Annotated in this window: 24 protein-coding genes and 1 pseudogene; 14 read left to right on the top strand and 11 right to left on the bottom strand. The window is 56.4% G+C overall.

Annotated elements, in window-relative coordinates:
- Positions 1 to 98: 98 nt before the first annotated feature.
- Positions 99 to 1,055, top strand: a complete 957-nt coding sequence (locus tag K1558_RS26200) for a 3'-5' exoribonuclease YhaM family protein (RefSeq protein ID WP_238654907.1) — start codon at positions 99 to 101, stop codon at positions 1,053 to 1,055.
- A gap of 168 nt (positions 1,056 to 1,223) precedes the next feature.
- On the opposite strand, the gene K1558_RS26195 is transcribed toward K1558_RS26200, so the two are convergent.
- Positions 1,224 to 2,609, bottom strand: a complete 1,386-nt coding sequence (locus tag K1558_RS26195; RefSeq protein ID WP_238654906.1) for a TerD family protein — start codon at positions 2,607 to 2,609, stop codon at positions 1,224 to 1,226.
- 145 nt (positions 2,610 to 2,754) lie between these two features.
- Here K1558_RS26195 and K1558_RS26190 point away from each other — a divergent pair.
- A pseudogene (locus K1558_RS26190) lies at positions 2,755 to 3,276 on the top strand (TerD family protein); the annotation flags it as partial.
- A gap of 144 nt (positions 3,277 to 3,420) precedes the next feature.
- On the top strand, positions 3,421 to 4,086 hold the full coding sequence (locus K1558_RS26185; RefSeq protein WP_238654929.1) for a vWA domain-containing protein: 666 nt from the start codon (positions 3,421 to 3,423) through the stop codon (positions 4,084 to 4,086).
- A gap of 115 nt (positions 4,087 to 4,201) precedes the next feature.
- Here K1558_RS26185 and K1558_RS26180 read toward each other — a convergent pair whose 3' ends face one another.
- Positions 4,202 to 4,768 (bottom strand): GNAT family N-acetyltransferase, encoded by a 567-nt coding sequence (locus K1558_RS26180; protein WP_238654905.1) that lies wholly within the window; start codon positions 4,766 to 4,768, stop codon positions 4,202 to 4,204.
- A 256-nt stretch (positions 4,769 to 5,024) separates the two neighbouring features.
- Here K1558_RS26180 and K1558_RS26175 point away from each other — a divergent pair, with 256 nt between their 5' ends.
- From K1558_RS26175 to K1558_RS26130, 10 genes are all read left to right on the top strand, one after another.
- Positions 5,025 to 5,912 (top strand): LysR family transcriptional regulator, encoded by an 888-nt coding sequence (locus tag K1558_RS26175; protein ID WP_238654904.1) that lies wholly within the window; start codon positions 5,025 to 5,027, stop codon positions 5,910 to 5,912.
- A 122-nt stretch (positions 5,913 to 6,034) separates the two neighbouring features.
- A complete protein-coding gene (locus K1558_RS26170) occupies positions 6,035 to 6,919 on the top strand; it encodes a transporter substrate-binding domain-containing protein (protein WP_238654902.1) in 885 nt (294 codons plus the stop codon).
- A gap of 36 nt (positions 6,920 to 6,955) precedes the next feature.
- The gene (locus tag K1558_RS26165; RefSeq protein ID WP_238654901.1) at positions 6,956 to 7,738 is read left to right on the top strand and encodes an amino acid ABC transporter permease; all 783 of its coding nucleotides are present in this window, start codon (positions 6,956 to 6,958) and stop codon (positions 7,736 to 7,738) included.
- Positions 7,738 to 8,448, top strand: a complete 711-nt coding sequence (locus K1558_RS26160; RefSeq protein ID WP_238654900.1) for an amino acid ABC transporter permease — start codon at positions 7,738 to 7,740, stop codon at positions 8,446 to 8,448. The genes K1558_RS26165 and K1558_RS26160 overlap by 1 nt, the downstream gene beginning before the upstream one ends.
- Positions 8,445 to 9,197: an amino acid ABC transporter ATP-binding protein gene (locus K1558_RS26155; RefSeq protein WP_238654899.1), complete on the top strand. Its 753-nt coding sequence runs from the start codon at positions 8,445 to 8,447 to the stop codon at positions 9,195 to 9,197. The genes K1558_RS26160 and K1558_RS26155 overlap by 4 nt, the downstream gene beginning before the upstream one ends.
- Before the next feature lie 11 nt (positions 9,198 to 9,208).
- Positions 9,209 to 10,231, top strand: a complete 1,023-nt coding sequence (locus K1558_RS26150; RefSeq protein WP_238654898.1) for an LLM class flavin-dependent oxidoreductase — start codon at positions 9,209 to 9,211, stop codon at positions 10,229 to 10,231.
- Entirely contained in the window at positions 10,228 to 11,436 is a 1,209-nt protein-coding gene (locus K1558_RS26145; RefSeq protein WP_238654897.1) for an amidohydrolase, read from the top strand. The genes K1558_RS26150 and K1558_RS26145 overlap by 4 nt, the downstream gene beginning before the upstream one ends.
- Positions 11,420 to 12,556, top strand: coding sequence for an N-methyl-L-tryptophan oxidase (gene solA / locus K1558_RS26140; protein ID WP_338019736.1), 1,137 nt, complete (start codon positions 11,420 to 11,422; stop codon positions 12,554 to 12,556). Before K1558_RS26145 ends, solA begins: the two co-directional genes overlap by 17 nt.
- Before the next feature lie 54 nt (positions 12,557 to 12,610).
- Positions 12,611 to 13,126: a DinB family protein gene (locus K1558_RS26135; RefSeq protein WP_238654896.1), complete on the top strand. Its 516-nt coding sequence runs from the start codon at positions 12,611 to 12,613 to the stop codon at positions 13,124 to 13,126.
- Between the two features lie 25 nt (positions 13,127 to 13,151).
- Positions 13,152 to 14,489 carry an LLM class flavin-dependent oxidoreductase gene (locus K1558_RS26130; protein ID WP_238654895.1) on the top strand — a complete coding sequence of 446 codons (1,338 nt, stop codon included), beginning with the start codon at positions 13,152 to 13,154 and terminating at the stop codon, positions 14,487 to 14,489.
- Between the two features lie 95 nt (positions 14,490 to 14,584).
- Here K1558_RS26130 and K1558_RS26125 read toward each other — a convergent pair whose 3' ends face one another.
- Both K1558_RS26125 and K1558_RS26120 read right to left on the bottom strand, forming a co-directional pair.
- Entirely contained in the window at positions 14,585 to 15,250 is a 666-nt protein-coding gene (locus K1558_RS26125; RefSeq protein WP_238654894.1) for a PspA/IM30 family protein, read from the bottom strand.
- 62 nt (positions 15,251 to 15,312) lie between these two features.
- Positions 15,313 to 15,531: a PspC domain-containing protein gene (locus K1558_RS26120; RefSeq protein WP_238654893.1), complete on the bottom strand. Its 219-nt coding sequence runs from the start codon at positions 15,529 to 15,531 to the stop codon at positions 15,313 to 15,315.
- A 298-nt stretch (positions 15,532 to 15,829) separates the two neighbouring features.
- Here K1558_RS26120 and K1558_RS26115 point away from each other — a divergent pair, with 298 nt between their 5' ends.
- The gene (locus K1558_RS26115) at positions 15,830 to 16,459 is read left to right on the top strand and encodes a YfbR-like 5'-deoxynucleotidase (protein ID WP_238654892.1); all 630 of its coding nucleotides are present in this window, start codon (positions 15,830 to 15,832) and stop codon (positions 16,457 to 16,459) included.
- Here the strand turns inward: K1558_RS26115 and K1558_RS26110 are convergent.
- From K1558_RS26110 to K1558_RS26080, 7 genes are all read right to left on the bottom strand, one after another.
- Positions 16,434 to 17,078: a CPBP family intramembrane glutamic endopeptidase gene (locus K1558_RS26110; RefSeq protein ID WP_238654891.1), complete on the bottom strand. Its 645-nt coding sequence runs from the start codon at positions 17,076 to 17,078 to the stop codon at positions 16,434 to 16,436. The genes K1558_RS26115 and K1558_RS26110 overlap by 26 nt on opposite strands.
- Positions 17,079 to 17,184: 106 nt before the next feature.
- The gene (locus tag K1558_RS26105) at positions 17,185 to 17,889 is read right to left on the bottom strand and encodes a response regulator transcription factor (protein ID WP_238654890.1); all 705 of its coding nucleotides are present in this window, start codon (positions 17,887 to 17,889) and stop codon (positions 17,185 to 17,187) included.
- Positions 17,890 to 17,891: 2 nt separating this feature from the next.
- On the bottom strand, positions 17,892 to 19,328 hold the full coding sequence (locus K1558_RS26100; RefSeq protein WP_238654889.1) for a sensor histidine kinase: 1,437 nt from the start codon (positions 19,326 to 19,328) through the stop codon (positions 17,892 to 17,894).
- 71 nt (positions 19,329 to 19,399) lie between these two features.
- A complete protein-coding gene (locus K1558_RS26095; protein WP_238654888.1) occupies positions 19,400 to 20,572 on the bottom strand; it encodes an ABC transporter permease in 1,173 nt (390 codons plus the stop codon).
- Positions 20,569 to 21,264 carry an ABC transporter ATP-binding protein gene (locus K1558_RS26090; RefSeq protein ID WP_238654887.1) on the bottom strand — a complete coding sequence of 232 codons (696 nt, stop codon included), beginning with the start codon at positions 21,262 to 21,264 and terminating at the stop codon, positions 20,569 to 20,571. Before K1558_RS26090 ends, K1558_RS26095 begins: the two co-directional genes overlap by 4 nt.
- The gene (locus K1558_RS26085) at positions 21,264 to 22,442 is read right to left on the bottom strand and encodes an efflux RND transporter periplasmic adaptor subunit (RefSeq protein ID WP_238654886.1); all 1,179 of its coding nucleotides are present in this window, start codon (positions 22,440 to 22,442) and stop codon (positions 21,264 to 21,266) included. Before K1558_RS26085 ends, K1558_RS26090 begins: the two co-directional genes overlap by 1 nt.
- Positions 22,439 to 24,994: a hypothetical protein gene (locus tag K1558_RS26080; protein WP_238654885.1), complete on the bottom strand. Its 2,556-nt coding sequence runs from the start codon at positions 24,992 to 24,994 to the stop codon at positions 22,439 to 22,441. Before K1558_RS26080 ends, K1558_RS26085 begins: the two co-directional genes overlap by 4 nt.
- Between the last annotated feature and the right edge of the window lie 121 nt (positions 24,995 to 25,115).

Below are 25,115 nucleotides of genomic sequence, written 5' to 3'. Positions count from 1 at the left end.
GTAATTTAAAGGGATTTGGCAAGGGAGTGTCTAAACTCTTATATACACACTAATCTAACACCGCAGGCTGAGGCCTGTAAGACATAGGAGGCTTCACAATGACATTAATCAAACAGCTGTCCCCGCAGGATGAATTCACCGGCTTCTATCTGCTCCGGGAGCTGGCACTGAAACAGACCAACGGGAATCCGCCCAAGGATTATTTCGATATTGTACTCGGTGATTCCAGCGGCCAGCTGTCGGCGAAATATTGGGATGTGAGCGTGACGGATAAGGAGACTTTTTTCCCGATGGCGCTGGTGAAGGTCAGAGGGCTTGCCCATACCTACCGCGAGAAGCTCCAGATCAAGATCACCAAGATGAGACTGGTGGAGGAATCGGACGGGGTGTCGCTGACAGAGTTCATCCGTTCGGCCCCTGTACGCCCCGTGGATCTGGTGCATACCATTAAGAATGCCATGGCCAGTATTACTGACCCCGAGATTGCAGCGATTGTTAACTTCTGCGTGGGCAAGGTGGAAGAGAAGCTGATGCACTACCCGGCCGCCAAAACCCACCATCATGCCTACTATGCCGGACTGGCTTACCATATGGTACGAATGCTGGAGATTGGAGATTTCCTGTGCAAGCAGCGGCCGTTCCTGAACCCGGATCTGATGCGTGCGGGCATTATCCTCCATGATATCGCCAAGCCGGAAGAGATGATCTCGCAATACGGCATTGTGTCCGACTACAGTGTGCAGGGCAAGCTGATCGGGCATATCTCCATGGCTTCAAGCTGGATTACGGAAGCAGCGATCCGTATCGGCATTGACTTGGAATCCGAGAAAATCCTGGCGCTTCAGCACCTGGTATTATCCCATCATAATCTGGGCGAGTGGGGGAGTCCGGTCCAGCCGCAGACGGCGGAGGCTGTTGCCCTGCATCACATCGATGCGATGGATGCCAAGCTGCAGATGGTCGAGGATGCACTGGATACCACGCCTGAGACGGAGGAATGGACGCCGTTCATCCGGGGACTGGAGAATAAGGCCGTGTACCGCATGAAGTTATAACGATCGAGGCCCATATATCGCTGCAAAAAGAGCAATCCCCCCATTCCGAGTTACGGTCTGAGGGGATTGCTCTATTTAGGATCAAGACGCGCAGAATGTATGCGAAAAACCGAACACAATAAGCACTCGTGAAGGTGCAGGAGCTAGATGCTCAGGCAGACACCAGCATCATTTGCCCGTTAGGTGATTATGCTCAGGACCTTCAGCCTCCGCCGCTACGGCGGACTCCGCCTGTGCCTTCCCGGTGCTGCCTGCCTCCAGGCCGTAATGGCTGCATAGGGCGGTAAGGCCGCCCGGCAGCTGCTCTCCGACAGCAGCGAATCTCCATTTGTCCTTATAGCGGTAGAACTCGCCAATAACAACGGCCACACCCGGCGTAATGTCCTGGCCTAAGGGGAACACCGCCAGCCTGACCCCCGTCCGGGAATCAATCAGTGATACAGAAGCGTTCCTGACGAGGCCCGGATTCCTGTCACCGCTGACCTCGGCAACCGTGAAGGCCAGCGCAATCCGCGTAACGGCCGCAGGCAGACTGCTTAACTGAAGATACAGATGCCCCATGTGCGCAGCCGGCTTCGAGCAGAAGACGGAGCCGCTGGGGTCTTCCATATTGCCACAAAAGATAAGCTCCCGCTCCTGCTCACAGCGCCCGCTCTCCCGGAGCAGGAAGGCAGCGGTCTCCGGCTGGCTCATTTCCGTGTGCGAAGCTGGGGCATCCCACTCCACAGCGGCAAGGAGTCTGGAGGCGCTGAGCTTGTCGCCGATATCGACGCGTTGCCCCCGCACCAGTGTGGGGACAGCCAGAGCACCGGTGGCTGGAGGTGCTTCTGCCGGACGCTGGCCCGGTGAAGCCGCTGGCGACTTCCCTTCCCCAGCCACCGCTTCGCTAACAACCGGCAATCCCGGGCTGACATCGGCCGCAGGACGGACCGCTGCCTTCTTCCCGGCCGCCGGCTTCTTCGCAGTCTTCTTGGGCACGGCCTTGAACGGCGTGTATCCGCCGTCATACATCGTCCCGGGCTTGTAGCCTTGGCTGCCGGCTAACAGCAGCGGATCGAACTGCTGCCACTGCTCCATCAATTTCAGGAGAATCAGTGCCGAAGCTCTGGCATCCTCCAGGGCATCATGGTGCTTCAGCCGGATGCCGAAATGCGCCGAGATGACATTCAGCTTATGGGAGGGGAGGTCCTGGAGCATTTTTTTGCCGAGCAGGTAGGTACATAAATATTGAAAGCCGGGATAGCCCAGCGAGTAATCGTCCAGGCAATAACGCAGCACACTCATATCGAAGGCGGCATTATGAGCGATCACAATTTCGCCCTGCAGCAGCGGCTCTACCGTGGGCCATAGCTCCTCAAAGGTAGGCTGGCCTCTGACCATCGAGGGTGTAATGCCATGAATGGAAATATTCATCCCGTCGAACGGCTGCTGCGGGTCAATCAGCCAGTTATGTTCTGCTGTAACGATACCATCGCGGACTTGAACAAGCCCCAGGGCACAGGCGCTGGAGCGGCCGGAATTGGCAGTCTCAAAATCTATCGCAGTGAAGTCCATCAGGTAAAGCCCCTTATCTATCATCTAATACCTTTCATATTATAGGAGCTATGCAGGAAATACAATCGGTTCAGGTTGTGCAAGGCTGCCTCAATGGGGTATACCTAATCTATGAACTTCTGGAACAGAATTCTATGAAGAGGAGATGAGTGTCTTGCTGCTGTCCAAAGGTCAAAAGGCCGATATCACCAAAGGAAGAGATGTTAACGATATAACGGTCCAGCTCGGCTGGAATACACTGCGTAGCGGAATAGGGGTGGATGCGGCGGCTTTTCTGCTCTCCGGCCAGAACCGGTGTGAGCGGGATGAGGATTTCATTTTCTATGGCAATCCGGTCTCCAGAGATGGGGCTGTAGCTCATGCTGCGGAGGGGGAGAACAGGGCAAGTCTGTCCATTTCATTGTCCAGAATCCCTGAGCAATATGTCCGCATTGCTGTGACCCTGACGATCTATGAGGGCGAGCAGCGCAACCAGCGGATGAAGGACTTGTCCGGCTTGCAGCTAACGCTGACAGACCGCAGGACCGGGGAAGAATTGCACCGCTTCGAGTACGGGGCGGATCTGTCAGAGGAGACAGCCGTCGTAGCCGGGGAGCTGTACCGCCATCAGGGAGAGTGGAAGTTCAGCGCCATCGGCAGCGGATATAACGGGGGACTCGCGGCACTGTGCAGCAGCTACGGGCTTGAGGTGGAACAGGAGTCCGGGAACGAAGCGGCAGCGGCGGCTGAGGTAGTGGAGCGGGAAACTGAGTTAGTGGAGCAGACTCCGCAAGCAATCCCGCAGCCCGGAGCCGAGCCTCCAGTGAATGTGTTGTCTTCTATCAATCTGCGCAAAAAGCTCGTCGAGCTCACCCTGGTCAAAAAAAAGCTCACCGGCGTAACCGCAAGAGTGGGCATCGTGCTGGACATCACCGGCTCTATGCGCAGCCTCTATGCCAGAGGCGTGGTGCAGGAGGTGGTGGAGCGCATCCTCGCGGTTGCCAGCAAGTTCGACGATAACGGCTCGCTGGATGTATGGGTCTACGATACGGAATTCAGCCGGCTGCCGCCCGTTACCGAACGGGAGCTTGGCAGCTATGTCTTCACCCATATTACGAATAATGACGCCATTCATAAGTTCGGACGCAATAACGAACCGCCGGTGATGAGGGATGTCATCCAGAAATACACGAAGGAGGAGCCGGACACGACTCCGGTATTCATTATCTTCATCAATGACGGCGGTGTAGTGAAGCTGACCCGTAAGGTCATTATGGCCGCCTCCCCGCTTCCGATCTTCTGGCAGTTTGTCGGCATCGGCGATTCCGACTTCGAGGTGCTGAAGCAGCTCGACACGATGAGCGGCAGGCTGGTGGATAACGCCAGCTTCATGCATCTGGACCGCATCGAGGATGTATCCGATGAGGAGCTGTATGACCAGCTGCTGAATGAATTCCCGCAATGGCTGAAGGCCGCGAAGGCGAAGGGGATTCTATAGCGGCATCCACATCAACGCCACGAATGTTGTAAGTATTGCAGCTTTGATTCCTGGATACCCGAAGCGGAGCCCAGGAGCGCTCCGCTGTTACGGTTCGCCGTAAGACAAGGACAGCTTAGCCGGTTACCCTGGCCTCGGAGGCCGGTTCCGCCTGTGGACCAGAGGAGACCGGCAGCTCCAGGCGGTAGCCTTTTACCAGTGTATCCCCGTTCTTCAGATCCGTCTCATAAGCCCGCTTGAAGCCTAATCCCTCGTACAATCTAATCGCAGAGGCCATCATATCCGAAGTATGAAGATTTAAGCTGGCTGCTCCCAGCGCAATGGCCCTGTCTGCGGCTCCGCGGATCAGAAGTCTGGCTACCCCGCGTCCCCGGACCGCCGGAGATACGGCCAGCAGACGGATGATCGGCGTATGGATGCCCAGCTCCGGCCTGCCGTAAGCAGCCTCTGAGGAGGTGAACAGCAGTACGCTTCCTACGATCTGTCCATCCAGCTCCGCTACAATCCTGGAGACCGGTCCATCGCCATGAACCGAGCCGAGAATGGAGTCCCGGTACTCCTCCCAGAACGGCCCGGGCAGTACGGCGGCATATTCGCTATACGCATCAAGTAAGACAGCGGCTATGGCTTCACGGTCGGAAGCTGCGGCTTCACGGATTACAAGTTCTGCTGAGTGATTCATCTGCTGCCTCCTGTTCAAAGTGGGGTGTGCCGTTATTATAATCTATAAATCCGATAAGTATAAGAGGAATTTAATGATTTTGATTAATGGATAGAAAAGTTCTATCTGACTTTGCGATCAATTTGTGATCTATATAATTGTTTCGGCTGTTCAATGAGTTGACAAAAAAATAGCCGGTGCATAAGATTAATTCAAATTCAATTCCTTGTTAATTGATTGGAATAATAGTTTTATTGAACGCAGAGGGGGATTACGCTTGAATATCGAGAACATTGAGGCGTTTGTCTACATTAACCACTATGGAAGCTTCAACAAAGCGGCAGATGTGCTCTATATCTCGCAGCCGACAGTGACGGCCCGTATCCAGTCGCTGGAGAGGGAGCTGGACTGCAAAGTATTCGACCGGCTGGGCAAGCAGATTAACCTGACTGATAAAGGCCGGCAGTTCCTCCCCTATGCGCAGCAGATTCTGCAGGTCTATCAGAACGGCAGGCATCAGCTGCAGTCCAAAGGTCTGATTCCCGGCGAGCTGAGAATCGGCAGCACGGTATCCGTCTCCAATTATCTGATGCCCCGTCTGCTGCTGCATTTGAAGCAGCGGTATCCCCACATCCGCATGAAGCTGACTACCGCTCCCACCGAAGTATTGATTGAGAAGCTGAAGGGGAAGGAGATTGATCTCGCTTTTATCCGCAAGGTCGTGAATCCGGCCATCCAGTCGTTTCCCTTCTGTGAAGACCCGATTTCGCTGTATGTGTATGCCGGTCATCCGCTGGCCCGCAAGGGCCGTGCTTCGATCCGGGAGATCTCTGACGAGACGCTCGTATTCTTCGAATGCGGCTCGCTGGACTGGATGCGCCTGCACCGGGTATTCGAGAGCATGGAGCGTCCGCCGGGCATCGTCTATCAGGTGGATAACCTGGAGACCGCCAAGAAGCTGGTGCTGAGGCAAGCGGGCATCTGCTTTCTTCCAGCCTTGAGTGTGCAGGAGGAGACGGAGGCGGGAACCCTGGTCCGGGTGGATATCGCGGAGACGGAGGGCATCTCTCTGCGGACCAGCCTGATCTCGCTGAACGGGGAGAATGCGGAATTCCTGGACACTCTGCTGGAGCTGGGGACGGGAATCTGGAATAAGGTGAATTGAGTTCTTAAATAACTGTATTAAAAAACTCTATTAGCGCATGGCAGCATGCAGTGATAAAGTTAATTGCATATAATCACCACTAAACAGATAGGGATTATCTAAATTGAAAAGGGGTTTGAGACATGAACAAGACGATATCGTTCGCATCCACACTGGTACTAACGCTGCTGATCGCCGGCTGCGGCAATAATAACAGCACCAATAGCAGCGCCAATAGCGGTAAGGTAGCAGAGGCAGCCCCTCAGAATAGTGCGGAGTCCACGGCTGGAGCCGCCGAGCCGGCTAAGGTGACCAAGATCGTGATCGGGACCGGGACTGGTTTCCCCAATGTCTGCTTCATTGATGAGAACGGCAAGCTGACCGGCTTCGATGTAGAGCTGCTGAAGGAGATTGACAAGCGCCTGCCGGAATATGAGTTCGAATTCCAGACGATGGATTTCAGCAATCTGCTGCTCAGTCTGGAGACGAAGAAGATCGACCTGGTGGCCCATGTCATGGAGAAGAACCCGGAGCGGGAGCAGAAGTACGCTTTTAATAAGGAAGCTTATGCCCACTGGAGAAACCGCATCGTTGTAGCGAAAGGTAATGATTCGATCCAGACACTGGACGATCTGAAAGGGAAGAAAGTCCTGACCGGCGCCACCAGCGCACAAGCGCAAATTCTGGAGAACTACAACAAGGAGCACGGTGCAGATTCGATCCAAATTGTCTATCAGAACGGTGCCGCCAACGATACGGTCAGCCAGATTGACTCGGGCCGGGTGGATGCTACCCTTGCTGCGGATTTCGTATTGCCGATCATCGATCCTCAGGGCAAGCTGCAGGCGGTAGGTCCCGAGCTGTCCTCAGCTGATATTCTGTATGTGCTGCGCAAGGATGATGCCCCTTCGCAGAAGCTGTCGGAGGCCATTGACGGAGCGGTCAAGGAGCTGAAGACAGACGGCACGCTGGGCAAAATAAGCACAGAGTGGCTGGGCGCAGACGTTACCACCTCATCGGTTCAATAGTGCGCAGGCCCGTACAGCTCTGAAAGGAGGTGCAGGATGGGTGCACCGTTTGATCTAGGTTTTGTTTTCTCGTTCCTGCCCAAGCTGCTGACCACGCTGAGCACCACGCTGCTGATTGTAGCCTGCTCGCTGCTGGCAGGGATGATTGTCGGATTTATCATTGCGCTTCCCCGCCTGTATAAGGTGCCGGTTCTGAAGACCTGTGCCGAGGTGTACATTTCATTTTTCCGGGGGACGCCGATTCTGATTCAATTATTCCTGTTCTATTACGGTCTGCCTGAGGTGCTGAAGCTGGTGAATCTGGATATGACGCGGACGCCGGTGCTGGTGTTCGTGATTCTGACCTACGGTCTGCATACCGGGGCCTTCATGTCGGAGATGATCCGCGCTTCAGTGACAGCAGTTGATAAGGGGCAGGTGGAAGCGGCTTATGCTATGGGGATGACATCATACCAGGCTTTTACCCGTATTGTGCTGCCGCAGGCGCTGGGAATTGCGATTCCTGTCTTCTCGAACCTGGTTATAGCGCTGCTGAAGGATACTTCACTGGCGTTCACGCTGGGCGTAATGGAGATGACGGGCAAGGCCCAGACCCTGGGCAGCGCGACCCAGCATTTCATTGAGACGTATATTGCGCTGGCTCTTATTTATCTGGTGATCAGTTTTACGATTGAGAAGCTGCTGCTGGTGGCGGAGCGCCGGCTGCTCCGGCATGAAGCCCAGGATAGCCCGGCGAAGAAGCGGTTCACGCTGCAGCGAAAAGCGTCCTACCGCACGATCGTCGCGGATATGGGAGCAGGCAAGGGAGGCGGTGCGTAATGAAGCTGGACCCATCATTTATCTGGACGGCGTTTCTGCAAATTCTGGGAGCGATTCCTACGACGCTGTATATCACGGTGGTGTCGGTGTTGGCAGGCTTCGTGATCGGTACGGTGGTGGCCCTGATCCGGATTTATAGAGTCCCCGGGCTGTATCCGCTGGCCGTAGGGTATGTCACGTTCATCCGCGGTACCCCGATGCTGACCCATCTGCTGCTGATCTATTTCGGACTGCCGATGATCATTGACGGGCTTGCCGCACAGTTCGGCTGGAGCTTTCGCTCGGTATCGATACCGATGATCGGCTTCGCCTATATCTCCTTCTCCATTACGGCAGGGGCCTATATGTCCGAGGTGGTACGTTCCGGTCTGCTCGCGGTGGACCGCGGTCAGCTCGAAGCGGCCCATTCCATCGGGATGAGCACCCCGCAGGCGCTGCGGCGGATTGTGTTCCCCCAGGCGCTGGCGGCGAGCCTGCCGAATCTGTCCAATTCCGTGATCGGGATGCTGCACGGGTCTACGCTGGCTTTTACCGTGTCGGTGGTGGACATCAATGCCCAGGCGCAGATTGTCGCTTCAACCAACTGGAAGTTCTTCGAGGCGTACCTGGCGGCGGCGCTGATCTTCTGGGGGCTGACGTTCCTGATTGAGCGAGCGACTGCCCTGATCGAGAAACGGATTAATCTATATAACCGGGGGGGAGTCGCATGATTAAGCTATCGCAGCTATCGAAGTCGTTCGGGCGTCATCAGGTGCTGAACCATATTGATCTGGAGGTGTCCAAGGGGGAGGTGGTCGTCATTCTCGGTCCCAGCGGCTCCGGCAAAACCACCCTGCTGCGCTGTGTGAATGTTCTGGAGAAGCCCAGCAGCGGCGAAATCTCCATCGGAGACTTCAAGCTGGACTTCCGGCACGCCCGCAAGAAGGATATCCACCAGCTCCGGCAAAAGACCGCCATGGTCTTCCAGCAGTACAATCTGTTCCGGCATAAAACCGCGCTGGAGAATGTGATGGAGGGCCTGCTGGTCGTCAAGAAGCTGCCAAAGGAGGCAGCGAGAGAGAAGAGCATCGCCCTCTTGGAGAAGGTGGGGCTCGGTGCCAAGCTGGATGCCTATCCGAGCCAGCTCTCCGGCGGCCAGCAGCAGCGGGTCGGGATTGCCCGGGCACTCGCATTGGAGCCGGAGGTCATTCTCTTCGATGAACCGACCTCGGCACTGGACCCGGAGCTGGTAGGCGAGGTGCTGGCTGTGATCCGCAAGATCGCCAAGGAAGGCATCACGATGATTGTAGTGACGCATGAAATGGGGTTTGCCCGCGATGTGGCGAATCATGTGGTGTTCATGGACGGCGGTGTGATCGTTGAGGAGGGCACGCCCACGGAGGTATTCAACCATCCGCGAGAAGAACGAACGAAGCAGTTCCTGAAGCGGATTACGCCGGAGCTGAACTATTCCATCTAGGAGGCATATCTATGGCAATTACAATCAGCGTACTCGACCAAAGCCCGATCTATCCGGGGGAGACACCGGAAGAGGCTTTTGCACATACAATCAGCCTGGCACAGCTATCGGAACGCCTCGGCTTCCGCCGCTTCTGGGTATCGGAGCATCATGATTCCGAGCAGGTCGCCGGATCTTCTCCTGAAGTGCTCATCTCACACCTGCTGGCCAAAACGGAGCGTATCCGCATCGGCTCCGGCGGGATTATGCTTCAGCATTACAGCCCTTACAAGGTGGCTGAGAATTTCAACGTTCTGGCTTCGCTGGCTCCGGGACGAGTGGACTTAGGCGTTGGCCGCGCACCCGGCGGCCTGCCGCGCAGTACACAGGCGCTTCAGCAGGGGGGCGGGGAAGCTGCTTCGTTAACGGACAAGATTGTGGAGCTGGACAAATATGTGCATAACCGGCTGGAGGCGGAGCATCCGCTGCACGGGCTGAAGGCAGGTCCGCTCCCCGGAACCCCGCCGGAGCTGTATGTGCTTGGCGCCAGCGTTGCCAGCGCCGAGATCGCGGCCAGCCTGGGGCTGCCGTATGTGTTCTCCCTGTTCATCGGCGGCGATCAGGCCGTGGCCTTAGAGGCGGTGCGGGCTTACCGCAGCGGCTTCAATCGCAGCGGCGGGCAGGAGCCGCAGGTAATTATTGCGCTGGCTGTCATCGTGGCGGATACGGAAGAGGAGGCCGGAGAATTGGCCGGAGCGAACAAGCTGATCCGCCTCCGCTTCGCCAGCGGCAAGACCTTGACCCTGGCCAGCCGGGAGCAGGCCGAGGAGTTCACCCGCCAGAGTGAGGAAGCCTACACGCTGGAGGAGCGGGAGCCTGAGATTACCAAAGGGACGAAGGAGACCGTCCGTGAGCAGCTTCTGGCGTTAGCAGAAGCTTCCGGCGTAGAAGAGTTCATCGTCACTACGAATGTGCAGCCCTTCGGTAAGCGGCAGCGTTCCTTCGAGCTGCTGAGTGAGGCGCTCTCCGGGGCGGTTGCAGGGGCTTCATTATGACCAGTACAGCCGCAGAATCCGCTGCCCAGGCAGTGCATTCTCTGGAGTTCAATGAGCGTCTGGTTGAGATCAGGCGTCATCTGCACCGGCACCCGGAGCTGTCCGGGGAAGAGATTGAGACTACTGCGTACATCACATCGCTGCTGAAGCAGGCGGGAGTGCGGATCACAGATTACGGGCTGAAGACCGGAGTCATTGCCGAGGTCGGCGCTCAGCAGGACGGACCGGTGATTGCGCTGCGGGCTGATATAGACGCCTTGCCGATTCAGGAAGAGACCGGGCTGCCGTATGCCTCGCTGTATCCGGGCAGAAGCCATGCCTGCGGGCATGATTTCCATACGGCGGCGCTGCTTGGAGCCGTATATCAGCTCAAGGCGCAGGAGAGCAGCCTGAAGGGAACGGTGCGCTTGTTGTTCCAGCCCGCCGAGGAGAAGGCCAAGGGGGCGCAGCAGATCATCGCCGCCGGAGGGCTGGATCAGGTCCGTGCCGTGATCGGGATGCACAATAAGCCGGATCTGCCGGTGGGCACCGTTGGCATCAAGTCCGGTCCGCTGATGGCGGCCGCAGACGGCTTCGCGGTCAGTATCAGGGGCTTCGGCACTCATGCAGCCGTGCCCGAGGCCGGAATCGATCCTATTGTCGCCGCCTCGCATATTGTAACGGCGCTGCAGTCCATCGTCAGCCGGAATGTAGGCAGCCTGGACAGCGCCGTAATCAGCGTCACGCAGATCCATAGCGGGAATTCGTGGAACATCATCCCGGACACGGCGGTGCTGGAAGGAACGATCCGTTCCTTCGATGAAGCGGTGCGCGGCAGAGTGCTGAAGCGGTTCGAGGAGGTGGTCACAGGTGTGGCTGCTGCACTCGGTGCTGAAGCCAGCGTGCGCTGGATCGGCGGGCCGCCGCCGGTCATCAACGATGCGCTGCTGGCCCGGCTGGGCGAAGAGACGGCAGCGAATCTGGGCTATACCGCCGTACAGCCGGTGCCTTCTCCGGCCGGAGAGGACTTCGCCTTCTATCAGCGCGAGGTTCCGGGATTGTTCGTCTTCACCGGCACGGCCGGCAGCCGGGAGTGGCATCATCCCGCTTTTGGGCTGGATGAAGCGGCGCTGCCGGTTGGCGCAGGATTCTTCAGCGATCTGGCCATCCGTGTGCTTGAGCATCTGGCGGCGGAGAGGGGTGCCGATCATAGCGGAGCATTCTGATTATGATGTTATTATTGCCGGCGCCGGCTCCATGGGCATGAGCGCAGGCTATCATCTGGCCCGGCGCGGAGTGAGGACCCTGCTGATCGATGCCTTCGATCCGCCGCATACGGAAGGAAGCCATCACGGGGATACCCGGCTGATCCGGCATGCCTATAGCGGCGATCCGACTTATATTGACCTGGCGCTCCGTGCCCAGGTGCTGTGGGAAGAGGCGGAGGCAGAGAGCGGTCAGAAGCTGCTGGCTCCGTCAGGCGTGCTTAATCTGGCAGACAGCAGGGTCTATTCCTTCGCCGGACGCTATACGGAGGCGCGGAAGCGTAAGGTCCGGGTGGAGCAGCTGGATGCGGCGGAGATCCGCCGCCGCTGGCCGGCCCTGGCCCTTCCGGAGACCTTCGCGGCGATGTATGAGCCGGATGCCGGTTATCTCTACAGTGAGCGGTGCATTACCGCTTACCGCCAGCTTGCGCTGGCTCACGGTGCGGAGCTGCTGACGAATACCCCTGTGCTGAAGGTGACAGCCCGGGCGGGCAGTGTCACAGTCCAAACAAAGCAGGGGGATTATCACGGAGCCGCTGCTATACTCAGTGCGGGGGCCTGGTTCAGCTCAATGTCGCCTTTCATCAGCTTGCCCATTAAGGCGGTACGCAAGGTAGTAGGCTGGTTCGGGAGTACGTCGGCCTTCGATGCAGGGCAATTCCCCGGCTTCACGCTCGGCGCTGAGGAAGGCGGGTTCTACGGCTTCCCCGCTATCGGCGGGGCCGGGCTGAAGATCGGCCGGCATGACACCGGCGAAGAGTGGAGGCCCGGTGAGCCGCTGGCTCCCTTCGGCAGCCTGGAGAGTGATGAAGGCGACCTGCGCCGCGTGCTCGAAGCTTATATGCCCGGCGCTGCCGGGAAGCTGCTTAAGGGTTCTGTCTGCAAGTATGAGCATACGCCGGATGAGGATTTCATCATCGACCGCCATCCCGCTCACAGCCATGTGCTGCTGGCCGGAGGCTTCTCGGGCCACGGCTTCAAATTCTCCAGCGCGGTCGGCGAGATTCTCGCGGATCTGGCTGTGCAGGGACATACCCGGCAGAATATAGCTCCGTTTGCGTTGTCACGCTTTAATAAGTAACGCACATAGTGACCTTAACAACGATAATCCAAACCTATACTGGAGGGAAGCGCAATGAGCAGTGTGAGTGTGGAGCTAGACGGCTACTTGAATACGCATGGGCAATTGGTCCAGGCGGTGGAAGGCTTATCCGAAGAGCAGCTCCGGTGGAAGGCGGAGCCGTCAAGCTGGAGTGTGACCGAGGTGCTGGCCCATCTGGCGGATCACAGCATTGTCGTCTCCTTCCGCATCCGTGATATTCTGGCGGATACGAAGGTTCAGCTCCCGGCATTCGAGCAGGACGCGTGGGTTAGCGGACAGCACAGTAATCAGGGGCAGGCCGCAGACAGTCTGGAGCTGTTCCGCAGTCTGCTGCAATACAACAGTTTGCTGCTGGGAAGGCTGAGTCCCGCAGAATGGGAGAAAAGCGGAATTAACTTCAAGGGCGAAACGGTGCGGATCACCGATATTGTCCGCGGATTCACTGCACATGTAGAGCGGCATCTGGCCCAGATTGAACGGGTGAAGCGGGGAGCTGAAGCTGCCCAAACGACTCAAGCTACTGAAGCTTCACAGCAAGCGGCATTGTAAGCATATTTTAGGAGGAGGAATGAACATGACGAAATCAAGACAGTTAAAGCTGGGCGCATTGCTGCACGGAGTTGGAGGAAGCACCTCCATGTGGCGCCATCCCGATGCGAAGCCCGATGCCAGTGTGAACTTTGAGCTATACAAGGAGTGGGTCCGCAAGGCGGAGGAAGGCAAGCTGGACCTGATCTTCATTGCCGACGGTCTGTTCATCAATGAGAAGTCGATCCCTCATTTCCTGAACCGCTTCGAGCCGCTGACCATTCTTAGTGCGCTGGCGGCAGTCAGCAGCCGGATTGGTCTGGTCGGGACCTTGTCCACCTCTTACAGTGAACCATTCACGGTAGCCCGGCAGTTCGGCTCACTCGATGTGATCAGCGGCGGACGGGCCGGGTGGAATGTAGTGACTTCGCCGCTCGAAGGCTCTGCGCTCAATTACAGCAAGAAGGAGCATCCGGATCATGGCAAGCGGTACCGCATTGCTGCCGAATATCTGGAGGTGGCGCGCGGGCTGTGGGATTCCTGGGAGGATGACGCTTTTGTGCGGAACAAGGAGAAGGGTGTCTTCTTCGATCCGGATAAAATGCACACGCTGGACCATCAAGGCGAGTTCTTCTCGGTGAAGGGACCGCTCAATATTGCCCGCTCGAAGCAGGGACAGCCGGTGATCTTCCAGGCAGGCTCCTCGGAGGTCGGCAAGGATTATGCCTCAAGCGTGGCAGACGCCATCTTCACGGGCCATGACACCCTGGAGTCTGCCCAGGCATTCTATAAGGATGTGAAAAGCCGGGTAGCCTCCTTCGGACGCAATCCCGATGAAGTGCTGATCTTCCCGGGCATAGCACCGATTCTCGGGGCTACCCCGGAGGAGGCGGAGCGCAAATACCAGGAGGTGGCCGGACTGGTAACGATCGAGAATGCGCTGAACTATCTGGGCCGGTTCTTCGAGCATCATGACTTCTCGCAGTATCCGCTGGATGAGCCGTTCCCGGAGCTGGGCGATCTGGGCCGGAACAGCTTCCAGAGCGGAACGGACAAGATCAAGAAGGATGCCAAGGAGCAGGGCTTAACCCTGCGGCAGGTCGCCTTGCAGTCGGCTACACCGCGGAGCAGCTTCATCGGTACGCCGGAGCAGGTGGCCGATCAGCTTCAGGCCTGGTTCGAGGGCGGGGCCGCCGACGGCTTCATGCTGGCCGCTTCTGTTCCGAAAGGGCTGGAGGAATTTGTGGATCAGGTGGTTCCGATCCTGCAGGAGCGCGGGCTGTTCCGCACCGAATATGAGAGCGATACCCTGCGGGGGAATCTCGGTCTGCCCATTCCGCAGAACCGCTACACCAAGGCCACTGAACCGGCGGGGCAGGTGTGAATCAGGCGAAGAGGTAATAATTCGTCACCAAAAAAGGATGCCATCCCTATGACCAGGGAGGCATCCTTCTTGCAATTACGGACGATACCGTCAGCTTACTTCCGGTTACGGAGGCGTTCCAGCTCGGCTTCAACCGCGCTGTTCATGGAAGAGTCATGAGCCGCTGCGGCCAGTCCCGCTTGCTCGGCCATCGCTTCCTGCATGGCGATTTTGTCCTCCATGCGTTCGAATCCGCGTGAGGCGGCACCGTTGTTCAGCACTTGACCGGGATAGCCAGCCGGAGCAGCAGTGTTGTAAGCCTGGGCAGCCTGCTTGATCTCTGCGGCCTTGCGGGCACGTTCGGCCAGCTCGGCTCTTTTGGCTTTGAGACGTTTCTGTTCTTCCTTCACACTGGCCAGCTGTACTTCAAGGGAAGCCAGCGTAGCCTGGGTCTCCTTCAGCCCGGCGGTGCATTCCTGTTCGCTCTCCGTGTAACGGATCTTAGCCATAACCGCAGTGCGGGCCGCCGGTTCATTGCCTTCGCTCATGTACTGGACTGCTTCCGCTTCACTGCGTTCTGCAAGCACCTTGTATTCGTAGATCCGGCGCTCCAGCACACTGGCCGCTGCCTTCAGTTCACGCTGTTTGCCTTCGGCACCGGTGATTTTGTCCTCCAGGTCGCGCAGGTATTGGCCGGTCAGCAGAATCGGATCCTCCAGCTTGTTCAGTCCTTCGTGAATAGCAGCCTTGGTTAGGGTAGTGATTCTTTGGAATATGCTCATTGTAATGATCTCCTTTATATGTGGGTTGATTAAGCGCAAACGCAAGTTTTTAGTACAGTAAATTAGAAGTTGAAGCTGTCATCGAATCCGCCGTAGGATTCCTGAGGGATAATGAGACTGCCGATGATGTAGAGCAGGATAACTGTTCCGAAGCTGAAAAAGGCGGCAGCGGCTACAAGCAATCTTACCAGGGTCGTATCAACGTTGAAATAGCGTGCCAATCCTCCACATAAGCCGGTGAGCTTCTTGTCTGTTACGGAGCGGGTTAATTTTTTTGTCATAATGAATCTTCCTCTCTTATTAGATGACCGCCGGTAGCCGGCGTGTTCATTTCCGTTGTCTATGTATGTATTGTACGAATTTATCCTTCATCGCAAAACAGCCTGCAGACTGTTCTTGAATCCAGACTTTAGTCGGGGATGAGGACCGCAATGGGACGGGGAGAGGCCAGGCAAAACCGTTAGATACGCGCAGCTGTGCGGATTTTACACAATGGGGTGCTGAGGTTCATCCGGGGTTAACACTGAAGGATTAGACTGAACTCTAGCGTAGCCTAACTAACATACGGGAGGACTAGCCATGGGAATTCACAAGTATTTCCGGTCACTGAATGAACTGGAGCGCATCATCCGCTGCCCGGGCAAATTCAAATTCGAGGAGCATAGCGTAGCGGCCCATTCCTGGAAGGTCGTGCAATATGCGAAGACGCTGGCGGACATTGAAGAGCAGCACGGCGCGGTGATCGACTGGAAGAAGCTGTACGAGATTACGAGCAGCCATGATTATGGAGAGATTTTTATTGGAGATATCAAAACGCCGGTGAAGCACTCCTCGCTCCAGCTCAGATCACTGATCCAGCAGGTGGAGGAGGGCATGATCGACAACTTCATCAAGGAGCATATTCCCGACGAGTTCAAAAGCATCTTCTACCAGCAGCTGCGTGAGGGCAAGGATGAGTCGCTGGAGGGGCTGATTCTGGAGGTTGCGGATAAGATGGATCAGGTGTATGAGGCCTTTGCCGAGCTGCAAAGAGGGAACACCGAGAAGGAATTCGTGGTAATGTACCGTAACGCACTGATCAAGATCAAGCATATCAACTTGAAATGTGTGGATTACTTTCTGGCAGAGATTCTGCCGGACATGGTGAACGAGGAGACGCTGTCTCCGATCGATATCAGACGCATTACGGAAGAGGCGCTGGCTCTGTAGATGAGCTGTGGCTCTTTTTTTGAACCCAGACAGCCGATCCGTTAAAAGCAATATGCAGCGCAACCGTCAGCACCAGCGACTCCGTCACCTGCGCGAACAGCCCGAAGAAAATCCCTCCGCTCAGGGCGAACAGCATAAACCGGACGCTCTCGCGGTTCAGCCGGTAATATTGCAAATGCGACACGGCGAACAGGAACGCAGTAAGGAGAATAGCGCCGCTGACATCGATGATCCCTGTGGCATGGAGTTCTCCAAGCACCGGATGCTGCGCCAGTATAGGCAGGACAAGCCCCCGGAAGGCAATCTCCTCAAAAATCGGGAAGCACAGCACGAAGTTGACTGTATTATAAGTGCCCACTGGATTATAGCCGGAGGCTCTGGAGATGATCAGATTCACTGCCAGAATGACAAGAAACAGCGGAAGCACCCTCATCACCTGATGCGGCACCCCGAACGTATAACTGCCCTTCCACAGAATGCTCGCGCCAATCATGGCGGCTCCCCAATAATAGATTGTATACCGCACCTGTGTCTTAGCAACCAACCCAAGCACCCGCTCGAAGATCCGGTAGGAAAAAGACAGCAGTACAGCGATAGCGCATAACTTCAGTAGTAGCATGAACACAGCGACCCCCTGTAATCATAGGAAACTCAATTATTCTAATTCTTATAAATAAGCCGCTGAAAATCCAGTGTATTTATTATAAGGTGGCAGAACGCGCCTATTATTGCGGTACCTGAAACCGATACCCCGCACCCCACACCGTCTGAATATACTTCGGGTTGCCGGGGTCCTGCTCGATCTTCTCCCGCAGCCTGTTGATATGGACCGCTACGGTTGCGTTATCCCCCATGGCATCGAAGCCCCAGATCCGCTCATACAGGGAATCCCTGCTGAACACGATATCCGCATTGGCAATCAGGAAGTGCAGCAGGTCGAACTCCTTCTTCTTCAGCTCCAGCTCCCGGCCATGCAGATAGGCTCTGTGGGATAAGGTATGAATGATGAACGGACCGGCCTCGATCCGGCTGTTGCGCTCCGGACTGCTGCCGCTGCTGCCCTTAAGCCGCGAATATTGCGCCAGATTGGACTTGACCCGGGCCACTAATTCGTTCGGTGAAAAAGGCTTAACGATGTAATCATCCGCTCCAAGCCCAAGGCCTCGGATCTTATCGATATCCTCCTGCTTGGCTGTGACCATAAGGATGGGAATATCGAGCTGGCTGCGCAGCTTGCGGCACACCGAGAACCCGTCCTCGCCCGGCAGCATCAGATCGAGCAGAATAAGCTGGAATTGTCCCGTCAGCGCCAGCTCAAGTCCGGTGATTCCGTCTTCCGCGACCTCGACCGAGAAGTCATGTATCTCCAGATAGTCACGCTCAATGGCTGCAATCGCACTGTCATCTTCAATGATTAATACTCTGGTCATGGTCAGGCCCCTTTGTCCGTAACCGGCAATTTGATAATGATGCGCAGGCCCCCTGCGGGGGAGGGCTCTGCGTGTATGCTTCCGCCCATCCGGCTGACCGCTTTTGCCGTTATGGCCAGCCCGAGCCCGCTGCCTTTGGTCGGATTATTGCGCGAAGGATCACTGCGGTAGAACACATCGAACAGCTTGTCCAGTGCCTTCTCGGGTACACCGGGCCCGTTATCTTCGAGGCAGATCTGCACATGGTTCCCCATAACCTCGGTGCGGATCGTGACCTGGACGCGTTCCTTATCTTTGTATTTCCAGCTATTTTCCAGAATGTTGAAGACCATGCTGCTGAGCTGTGCCGGATCGGCAAAGATATGCACATCCGGAGCCAGGGCGGCAATGACTACGTCCAGCCCTTGATCCCGGTATTCTTCGGTCATAGCTTTAATCAGGGAGAGCAGCTCCTGGTTGACCTCCAGCACCTCCGGCTCGTAGGGGTAATCGCCCAGGTCCATTTTGGAGAACAGAAAGATCTTGTTCACCATCCGGTCAATATCCTCCGCCTTGGTCTTGATCATGGTGATATATTTCTTCTGGGATTCAGGGGTTGCAGCTACCCCATCCAGCAGCCCTTCCGAATATGCCCGGACAGAGGTCAGCGGGGAACGGAGGTCATGCGATATCCCGGCCAGCAGCTCCTTGCGGCTCTCCTCCTGCTTACGAATCAGGCGCTGGGATTCCTTGAGGCGGACAGCCATGTCATTGAAATCCTCACAGACCGGAGCGAATTCATCCTTGTTCCCGTATTCAATTCTGACATCCAGATTGCCGTCCCGGATCTGATGCACCCCGTCTGCCAGCGTGTCCAGCGGCTGCTTAATCCGCTTGAACACAAACCGGGTAAGGAATTGATTCGTTACAAAAACCGCAAAGATGATCCCCAGGGTAACCAGAATAAGGAAGGTTGCCATAGCCGGAGTGACTGGTCCGTCCGTATCATCCGTGGCCGTGCCGATAATGCTCACAGTGTATGCTTGGCCGGCTGCCCGGATCTGTTGAGCGAACACCTCTTTATCCTCCGCCGAAGCGAAGCCTTGACCATCCATGGCTCTGACTACCCGCAGCAGCTTCTCTGTGAGCCGGGTCTCCTGAAGATTGAAGCTGATCTGAATCTTCTCTGAATCGTAGATGACCAGACTCATACCTTCCGGCTTCAAGATGGCTTCGATCTGGCGGCGGATCTCTTCCTGCTTCTGTTCTCCTGTGTCCTCCAGCAGCTTGGCGGACAGCCGGACCAGATCGTCATATCCCGTATAGAACGGGCCTTGCTTATCATGCTTCGATACGGTGAACAGCAGCGAGACTCCCACATAGGCGATGATCAGGGATATACAGACGGGAATGACAATCATCAGGATATTAGAGATGAACAAGCGGCGCTTAATCGTCATAACCGGTTCCTTCCTGCTTGCATTTGATCGTGCTCTTTCATTCCATCATAACATCCGTTGCAGCATCGCGGCTAATCGGTGCGCAGGGCGTAGATCGGCCGGAGTCTGGCAGCTTTATTGGCAGGCAGAAGGCCGAAGAATACGCCGATCAAGAGTGAGAACAGGAAGGAGATGGTAACCATATTCCAGGCATAGCCTACCTTCAGTGCGCCCGTTTGGCCAACCAGCCAGGTCAGACCTAAGCCTGCTCCAATCCCGATGATTCCGCCCAGGGTGCTTAGTACAACCGATTCAATGATGAATTGCAGCAGAATATCGGTTCTTTTGGCGCCGATCGCCTTGCGTATACCGATCTCCCGGGTGCGTTCGTTCACCGAGATAATCATAATGTTCATAATGCCGATGCCGCCGACGAAGAGGGAGATTCCGGCGATCCCTGCCAGAGCAAGGGACAATGTGCCGGAGGTTGCCTTCAGCGTATCAAGCATCTGCTTGGAGTCGAAGATACTGTAAGAATCCTTGGCGTGCAGGAATTTCTTGTCCAGGATCTGTCCAATTGCAGCCTTCACAGGTGCTACATCCTTGTCGCTTAAGGCGGTGACGGCAAAGGTCTGAATGCCTTTGCTCTGCAGCAGCCGCTCGGCGGAAGCCAAGGGGATAAGGATTTTCTTATCGTTCGATCCGCTGAGCGAGGAGCCCTTGGCCTGGAGCAAGCCTACAATCTTGAAGGTGCTGCCGTTGAGCTGAAGCTCCCGGCCTACCGGATGCTCGGCACCGAACAGCTTCTTCGCCGTTTCGGTTCCGATCAGGGCCGTCTTCTGCCGGTACTCGTTGTCCATATCCAGCAGGAAGCGGCCGGACTGCACATGGAAGTTCTGCACCTTCTCGTAACTCGGGGTAATGCCTTCAAGGGAGACGTTGGTATGAGCGTTGCGGTACTTCGCCGTTACAGTACTGCTGACCGTAGGCGACACCTGGTCCACACCGGGCAGCCGGCCCATTGCGGCGACTTCCTCATTCGTAAGGGAGGTGACCGCTCCCCGTCCGTTGATCATCACCGTCAGCTGGTTGGTGCCTAAGTCACTGAACTGGCTGGTGATCTGGCCGGTGACACCCTGCCCGACCGAAACGAGCAGAATGACTGAGGACACTCCGATGATGATGCCCAGCATCGTGAGGAAGGAGCGGACCTTGTTGCCGGCGATGCTCATCAGCGCCATTCGTATGCTCTGAACCAGCATCATAGGTCATTTCTCCGATCTTCCACCAGGCAGCCGTCCTGAATGCGGATCACCCGCTTCGCTTGCTCGGCAATGCCCAGGTCATGGGTGATCACAATAATGGTGTGACCCTGTTCATTCAGCATTCGGATCATGTGCATGACCTCTTCTCCTGTTCTGGAGTCCAGCGCCCCGGTAGGCTCATCGGCCAGCAGCATCGGGGGATTCCCGGCCAGCGCCCTGGCGATGGCGACCCGCTGCTGCTGGCCTCCTGACAGCTCGCTGGGCCGGTGGTGCATCCGCTCATGCAGTCCAACCTTCTCAAGCGCTGCTTCGGCCAGTATTCTGCGTTCGCGGCGGGGCAGACCCCGGTAGATCAGCGGCAGTTCCACATTCTCAATCGCAGATAATTTGGCAAGCAGATTGAAGCTCTGGAAGATGAAGCCGATCTTCTCATTGCGGATCTGGGCCAGCCGGTTGTCGGATAACCTGCGGACATCCTGTCCGTCCAGGAGATAGCTTCCCTCATTCGGTACATCCAGGCAGCCGATCATATTCATTAAGGTTGATTTGCCGGAGCCCGAGGGGCCAATGATGGCAACAAATTCACCGTGGCTGATCTCAAAAGACAGATCCTGCAGCACCGTCACCTGTTCTTTAGCCATTGTATATCCGTGAACCAGATGCTCGATCCGGATTAGAGGCTCTGTACTCATTAGAAGCCTCCTTCCGCACCGCCGCCGCTGTTGCCCCCGCCGCCCTCGTCACCGCCCATATCGAACATACCCGGAGCGGCAGGAGCCGGTGTGCTGGCTGCAATGATCGTCGGAATAATTACCTGTTCCCCTTCTTTTAATCCACTCACAATCTCAATCCGGCTCTCATCGTGCAGGCCTACAGTAACAGCCTTCATCTGTGCCGGGGGCGGGGTGGGAGAGCCGCCCTTGGCGGCAGCTGTCTGCTCCGGCCGCGGTTCCTGGACCTGGACATAGTACTTGTTATCCTTCTGGGTCACGGACTCGATGGGAAGGAGCAGAATATCCTTCTTCGCTTCTATCGTGATCTGTCCTTGTGCGGACATGCCCGCTCTTGCTCCGGCGGGGTCTGTGAGCTGCAGGGTCACTTCAAAGACGGAGACACCGTTCGTTAGGGTGCCTTCATCGGCAATCCGGGTGACCCGGCCCGGATAGGATGTGGCAGGCATGGCATCCAGCTTTATAGTGGCGGGCATGCCCGGCTTAATCTTGGGGATATCCAGCTCATCAATTTTAACCGTAGCGCTTAAGTGCTTGTAGTCTGTTATGGAGAAGACTTCGGCTCCTTTAGTCACCATCCCGCCGGTCGAGGCGCTGAGCTTGGTTACTGTTCCGTCCATCGGCGCTTTAATAGAAGCGGGAGGGATATGATCCTTCTTCAGCGCTGCAAGCTCAGCCAGTGTAGCCGTAATGGTATCCTTGGTTCGCTCGATAGCCAGCTTCGCCGCATCAATGTCGGTTAGGGCAGCTCCGTCCATGATTAGCTTCTTGTATTGATCTTGTTTCTCCAGCAGGTCATTCTGCGACTGCTTGAGCGTATTCTGCTGGATTCTGACATTGCTGGCTACATTGGCTCCTTCATAGGTCAGCAGGACCTGACCCTTCTTGACCTGTTCATTCTCCTTAATGAGAACCTTGGCTACATTCCCTGTATCCTTAGCAAAGACAATCGTGGTATTCGTGGCTTTTACAGTGCCGGAGCCCTTCACAGTTACGGTTATATCTCCCTTGGTGACTGCAGTAGTCTGTGCAGCAGGGACGCTGTCTTGTGTGCTCCGGTCCGGCCGCAGGCTATACACGGCTATGCCTGCGGCTAATATTACGGCGGCTGACAGCCATACGGTTTTTTTGACGTTCATCGTGATCCTCCGCCATCCGGATTAGTGGTGTTGCTGGGGACAGCCGCCTCCGGGGCTTTGGCTGCCGGTGTATAGGTCAGGGAGTAGCTCTGGCTGCCCAGGAGAATCCGCTCTCCCTGGAATTCGTCATAAAGGGTCACCTGGAATTTTCCGCTTCTGAGCGTCTTATAGGCATTACTTGTCAGGGTGAACGGATAGCTCAGGAATCTCCCGGTGACCAGATCGGTGCCGGGCAACAGCGTCTTCTCTTGGGTCTGGCCGAGAGGATCGGTAAGCTGCACGACCAGCTTATGGGCATAAGCGCCCATATCATACTGGTTGTCCTTGGCAAGGGTATAGGTCAGATTGACATTCAGCGTATCCTGGCCTTCAGACACAGCTCCTGTTGCCTGGGTTACGGTAAACGTATAGGGGAACAATGGCACCCCAGTCCCAAGTGTGGTCAGCGCGGCCGGAGTCTGCGGATGGACTCCAAGTGCCTTAGGATGAATATAGGCGGCCGGAGTCCCTGCCGGTGCTGTCAGTTTGCCTTCGCTAACCCCTTCTCCTATGAAAAGTGTCAGCTGCGAGGCGTCGGTACCGGCAGGCAGCCTGCTCCATACCGTTACCAGACTCTTGCCCTTAGGTGCTGCTGCTAGTGTGGATTGGCTGACCTCCGCCTCATAATAGGTGCGGTCCGGCGTCTTGTAATAGGCCACGAATCTGGACAGCTCTGCTGTCCGTGCTTCCAGGCTATTCACTTCAAGCTCTGTATACACAATATTCTGGCTTGTTCCGGGATAGAGAACCGTCCGGCGCTCTTTGACCTCTGCCCGCTTGCCTGGGGTCTCCATTCGGAAGGCGGCAGCCGCATCTTCCGCAGCCAATCCCGCAGCAGCCTGACGTGTATTCAGGGAGAGGAAGGGTTCAGCGGTATCGCCAGTTGTGCTGCTCAGTCCGATGCGGAGCTGGTCCACAGACTGCTCGTAGGGAAGCTTGCCGATCACGTAATACACAGTGCTGGCCCCTGCAGGGAGCTGCCGGCTGGGGCTGTCGGCCACCACCTGAACCGCAGGGTCTATAGCAGCTTGTCCTGCCTTGATCTCCCCGGTGAAGGCAGGCAGTGTCACCGCCGCCTCTCTGACATTGCGGATGCGGATGGCGGCGACAAGCAGATCCTCGGTGGTCCACGGCATCCGCTGGAGCGACTCCAGTGTGACGCCGAAGGTGCCGAAGCTGTTGTCCATGATGACCTCGGAAGCTATGGAGTTGGTCATCTCCAGGGCATAGGGGATTTTGTACAGGGCGGCAGGGAAAATCAGCTTGCCCTCCGCGGCCGGCTCTACCATCTGGAGCTTCAGCGTACTCTGGTTCACCTTCAGCGGCACTTCGGCTGAGAATTGGAGGATCTTCTCCTCAAGCGGCTTCAAGGTGAGGCTGGCCAGCGTCTTGCTGTTGACCGGGAAGGAGTAGCCTTCCTTGGCGGTTACAGATAATTCATAGGCTGGCAGGGTGACCGCCTTGTTCCCGGCATTCTTGACCCGCAGCTTGAGCGTCCATAATGCCTTCTCTCCGGTGGAGGAGACAGAAGCCTGCTTCAGCTGGGTCTCAATCGTATTGCTGCTCACGCCGAATTTCCGGATGGCATAAGCATTCACATCCAGGCTGGGATATGCCGCCTCCGGGAGCCTGAAGGAGACCACCGGCAGATCCGCCTTCAGTCCGGCATTCTCCCCGGTAATCAGCAGCGACATGCGGGTGGTGGGGATATATGCAGGGAGCTCCGCCAGATACAATACCTTCTTGTTCTCGCCGGACTGCACCTTGTAATCACGGCTGGCACTGTCAAGCGTCAGCTCGAACGCAGAACCGCCGGAGGATTCGAGGAACACCCGGTGGCCGGGAGCAGCGAGTACCTTGGGGCCTAGATTCGTTACGCTCAGAGCGACCTTGGCGTAGGTTTTGTTATTGAAGCTGTAGATTTGCAGGCTCTCGGGCTTCAAGGTAACCGGCAGATTGCTGACCGTAATCTGCTTGCTCAGACCCTGCTGTACATAAGGGGTATAAGCGGCCGGAACGGTGAAGCTGCCAAGCTTCTTCTGGTATTCGGAGCCGCTGAAGTCGAAGCCGAACAGCGAGATCGAGAGTCCTTGCGGCGAGGCCAGCTTGCCGGCATTCACATAGTAAGTGACGGTTAGCTGTTCCTTGGGGGCGACCTCAGCTTTGCTTTTATCCTCGGGAATGGGGCTGCTCTTCAGCGATGCTCCCGCAGGGGTGGTGATCTTGGAAAAGACGTTGAACAGCTTATAGGTGCTGCTGCTTGTATTACTGTACACCAGTGTGTAGGTCAGACTGTTGCCGCCATCGGCCTTAGCTAATTGCACATCGGTCAGTCTCACGCTGACCCCGGCCTGGACAGTGACCGGCGGTAATTGCGCCAAGGTGCTGGTATTCTGCTGCTGCGTCTTATTTGCCGTAACGCTGCTTGGCGCCGCAGATGCGGATAACGCCAGGTGCGTACTTGCAATAATCATCCCTAATACCAGAGCGGCACAGGCACGTTGATTCTTCATTTCATTCCCTCCCGGCATTCATCATCCAACCGGCGGCTTAAGGCAGCCGCTAGAAGATGTTTCCTATCTTACGGGAAAGGATTAACACCGGGATAAATAAAAAGAGGGCAAATTCGGGGGA

It is taken from the genome of Paenibacillus piscarius (assembly GCF_022234545.1).
In the GTDB taxonomy this organism is placed as follows: domain Bacteria; phylum Bacillota; class Bacilli; order Paenibacillales; family Paenibacillaceae; genus Paenibacillus_AQ; species Paenibacillus_AQ piscarius.
The sequence above is the reverse complement of the archived record's forward strand: the minus strand, read 5'-3'. Positions and strand labels throughout refer to the sequence as shown.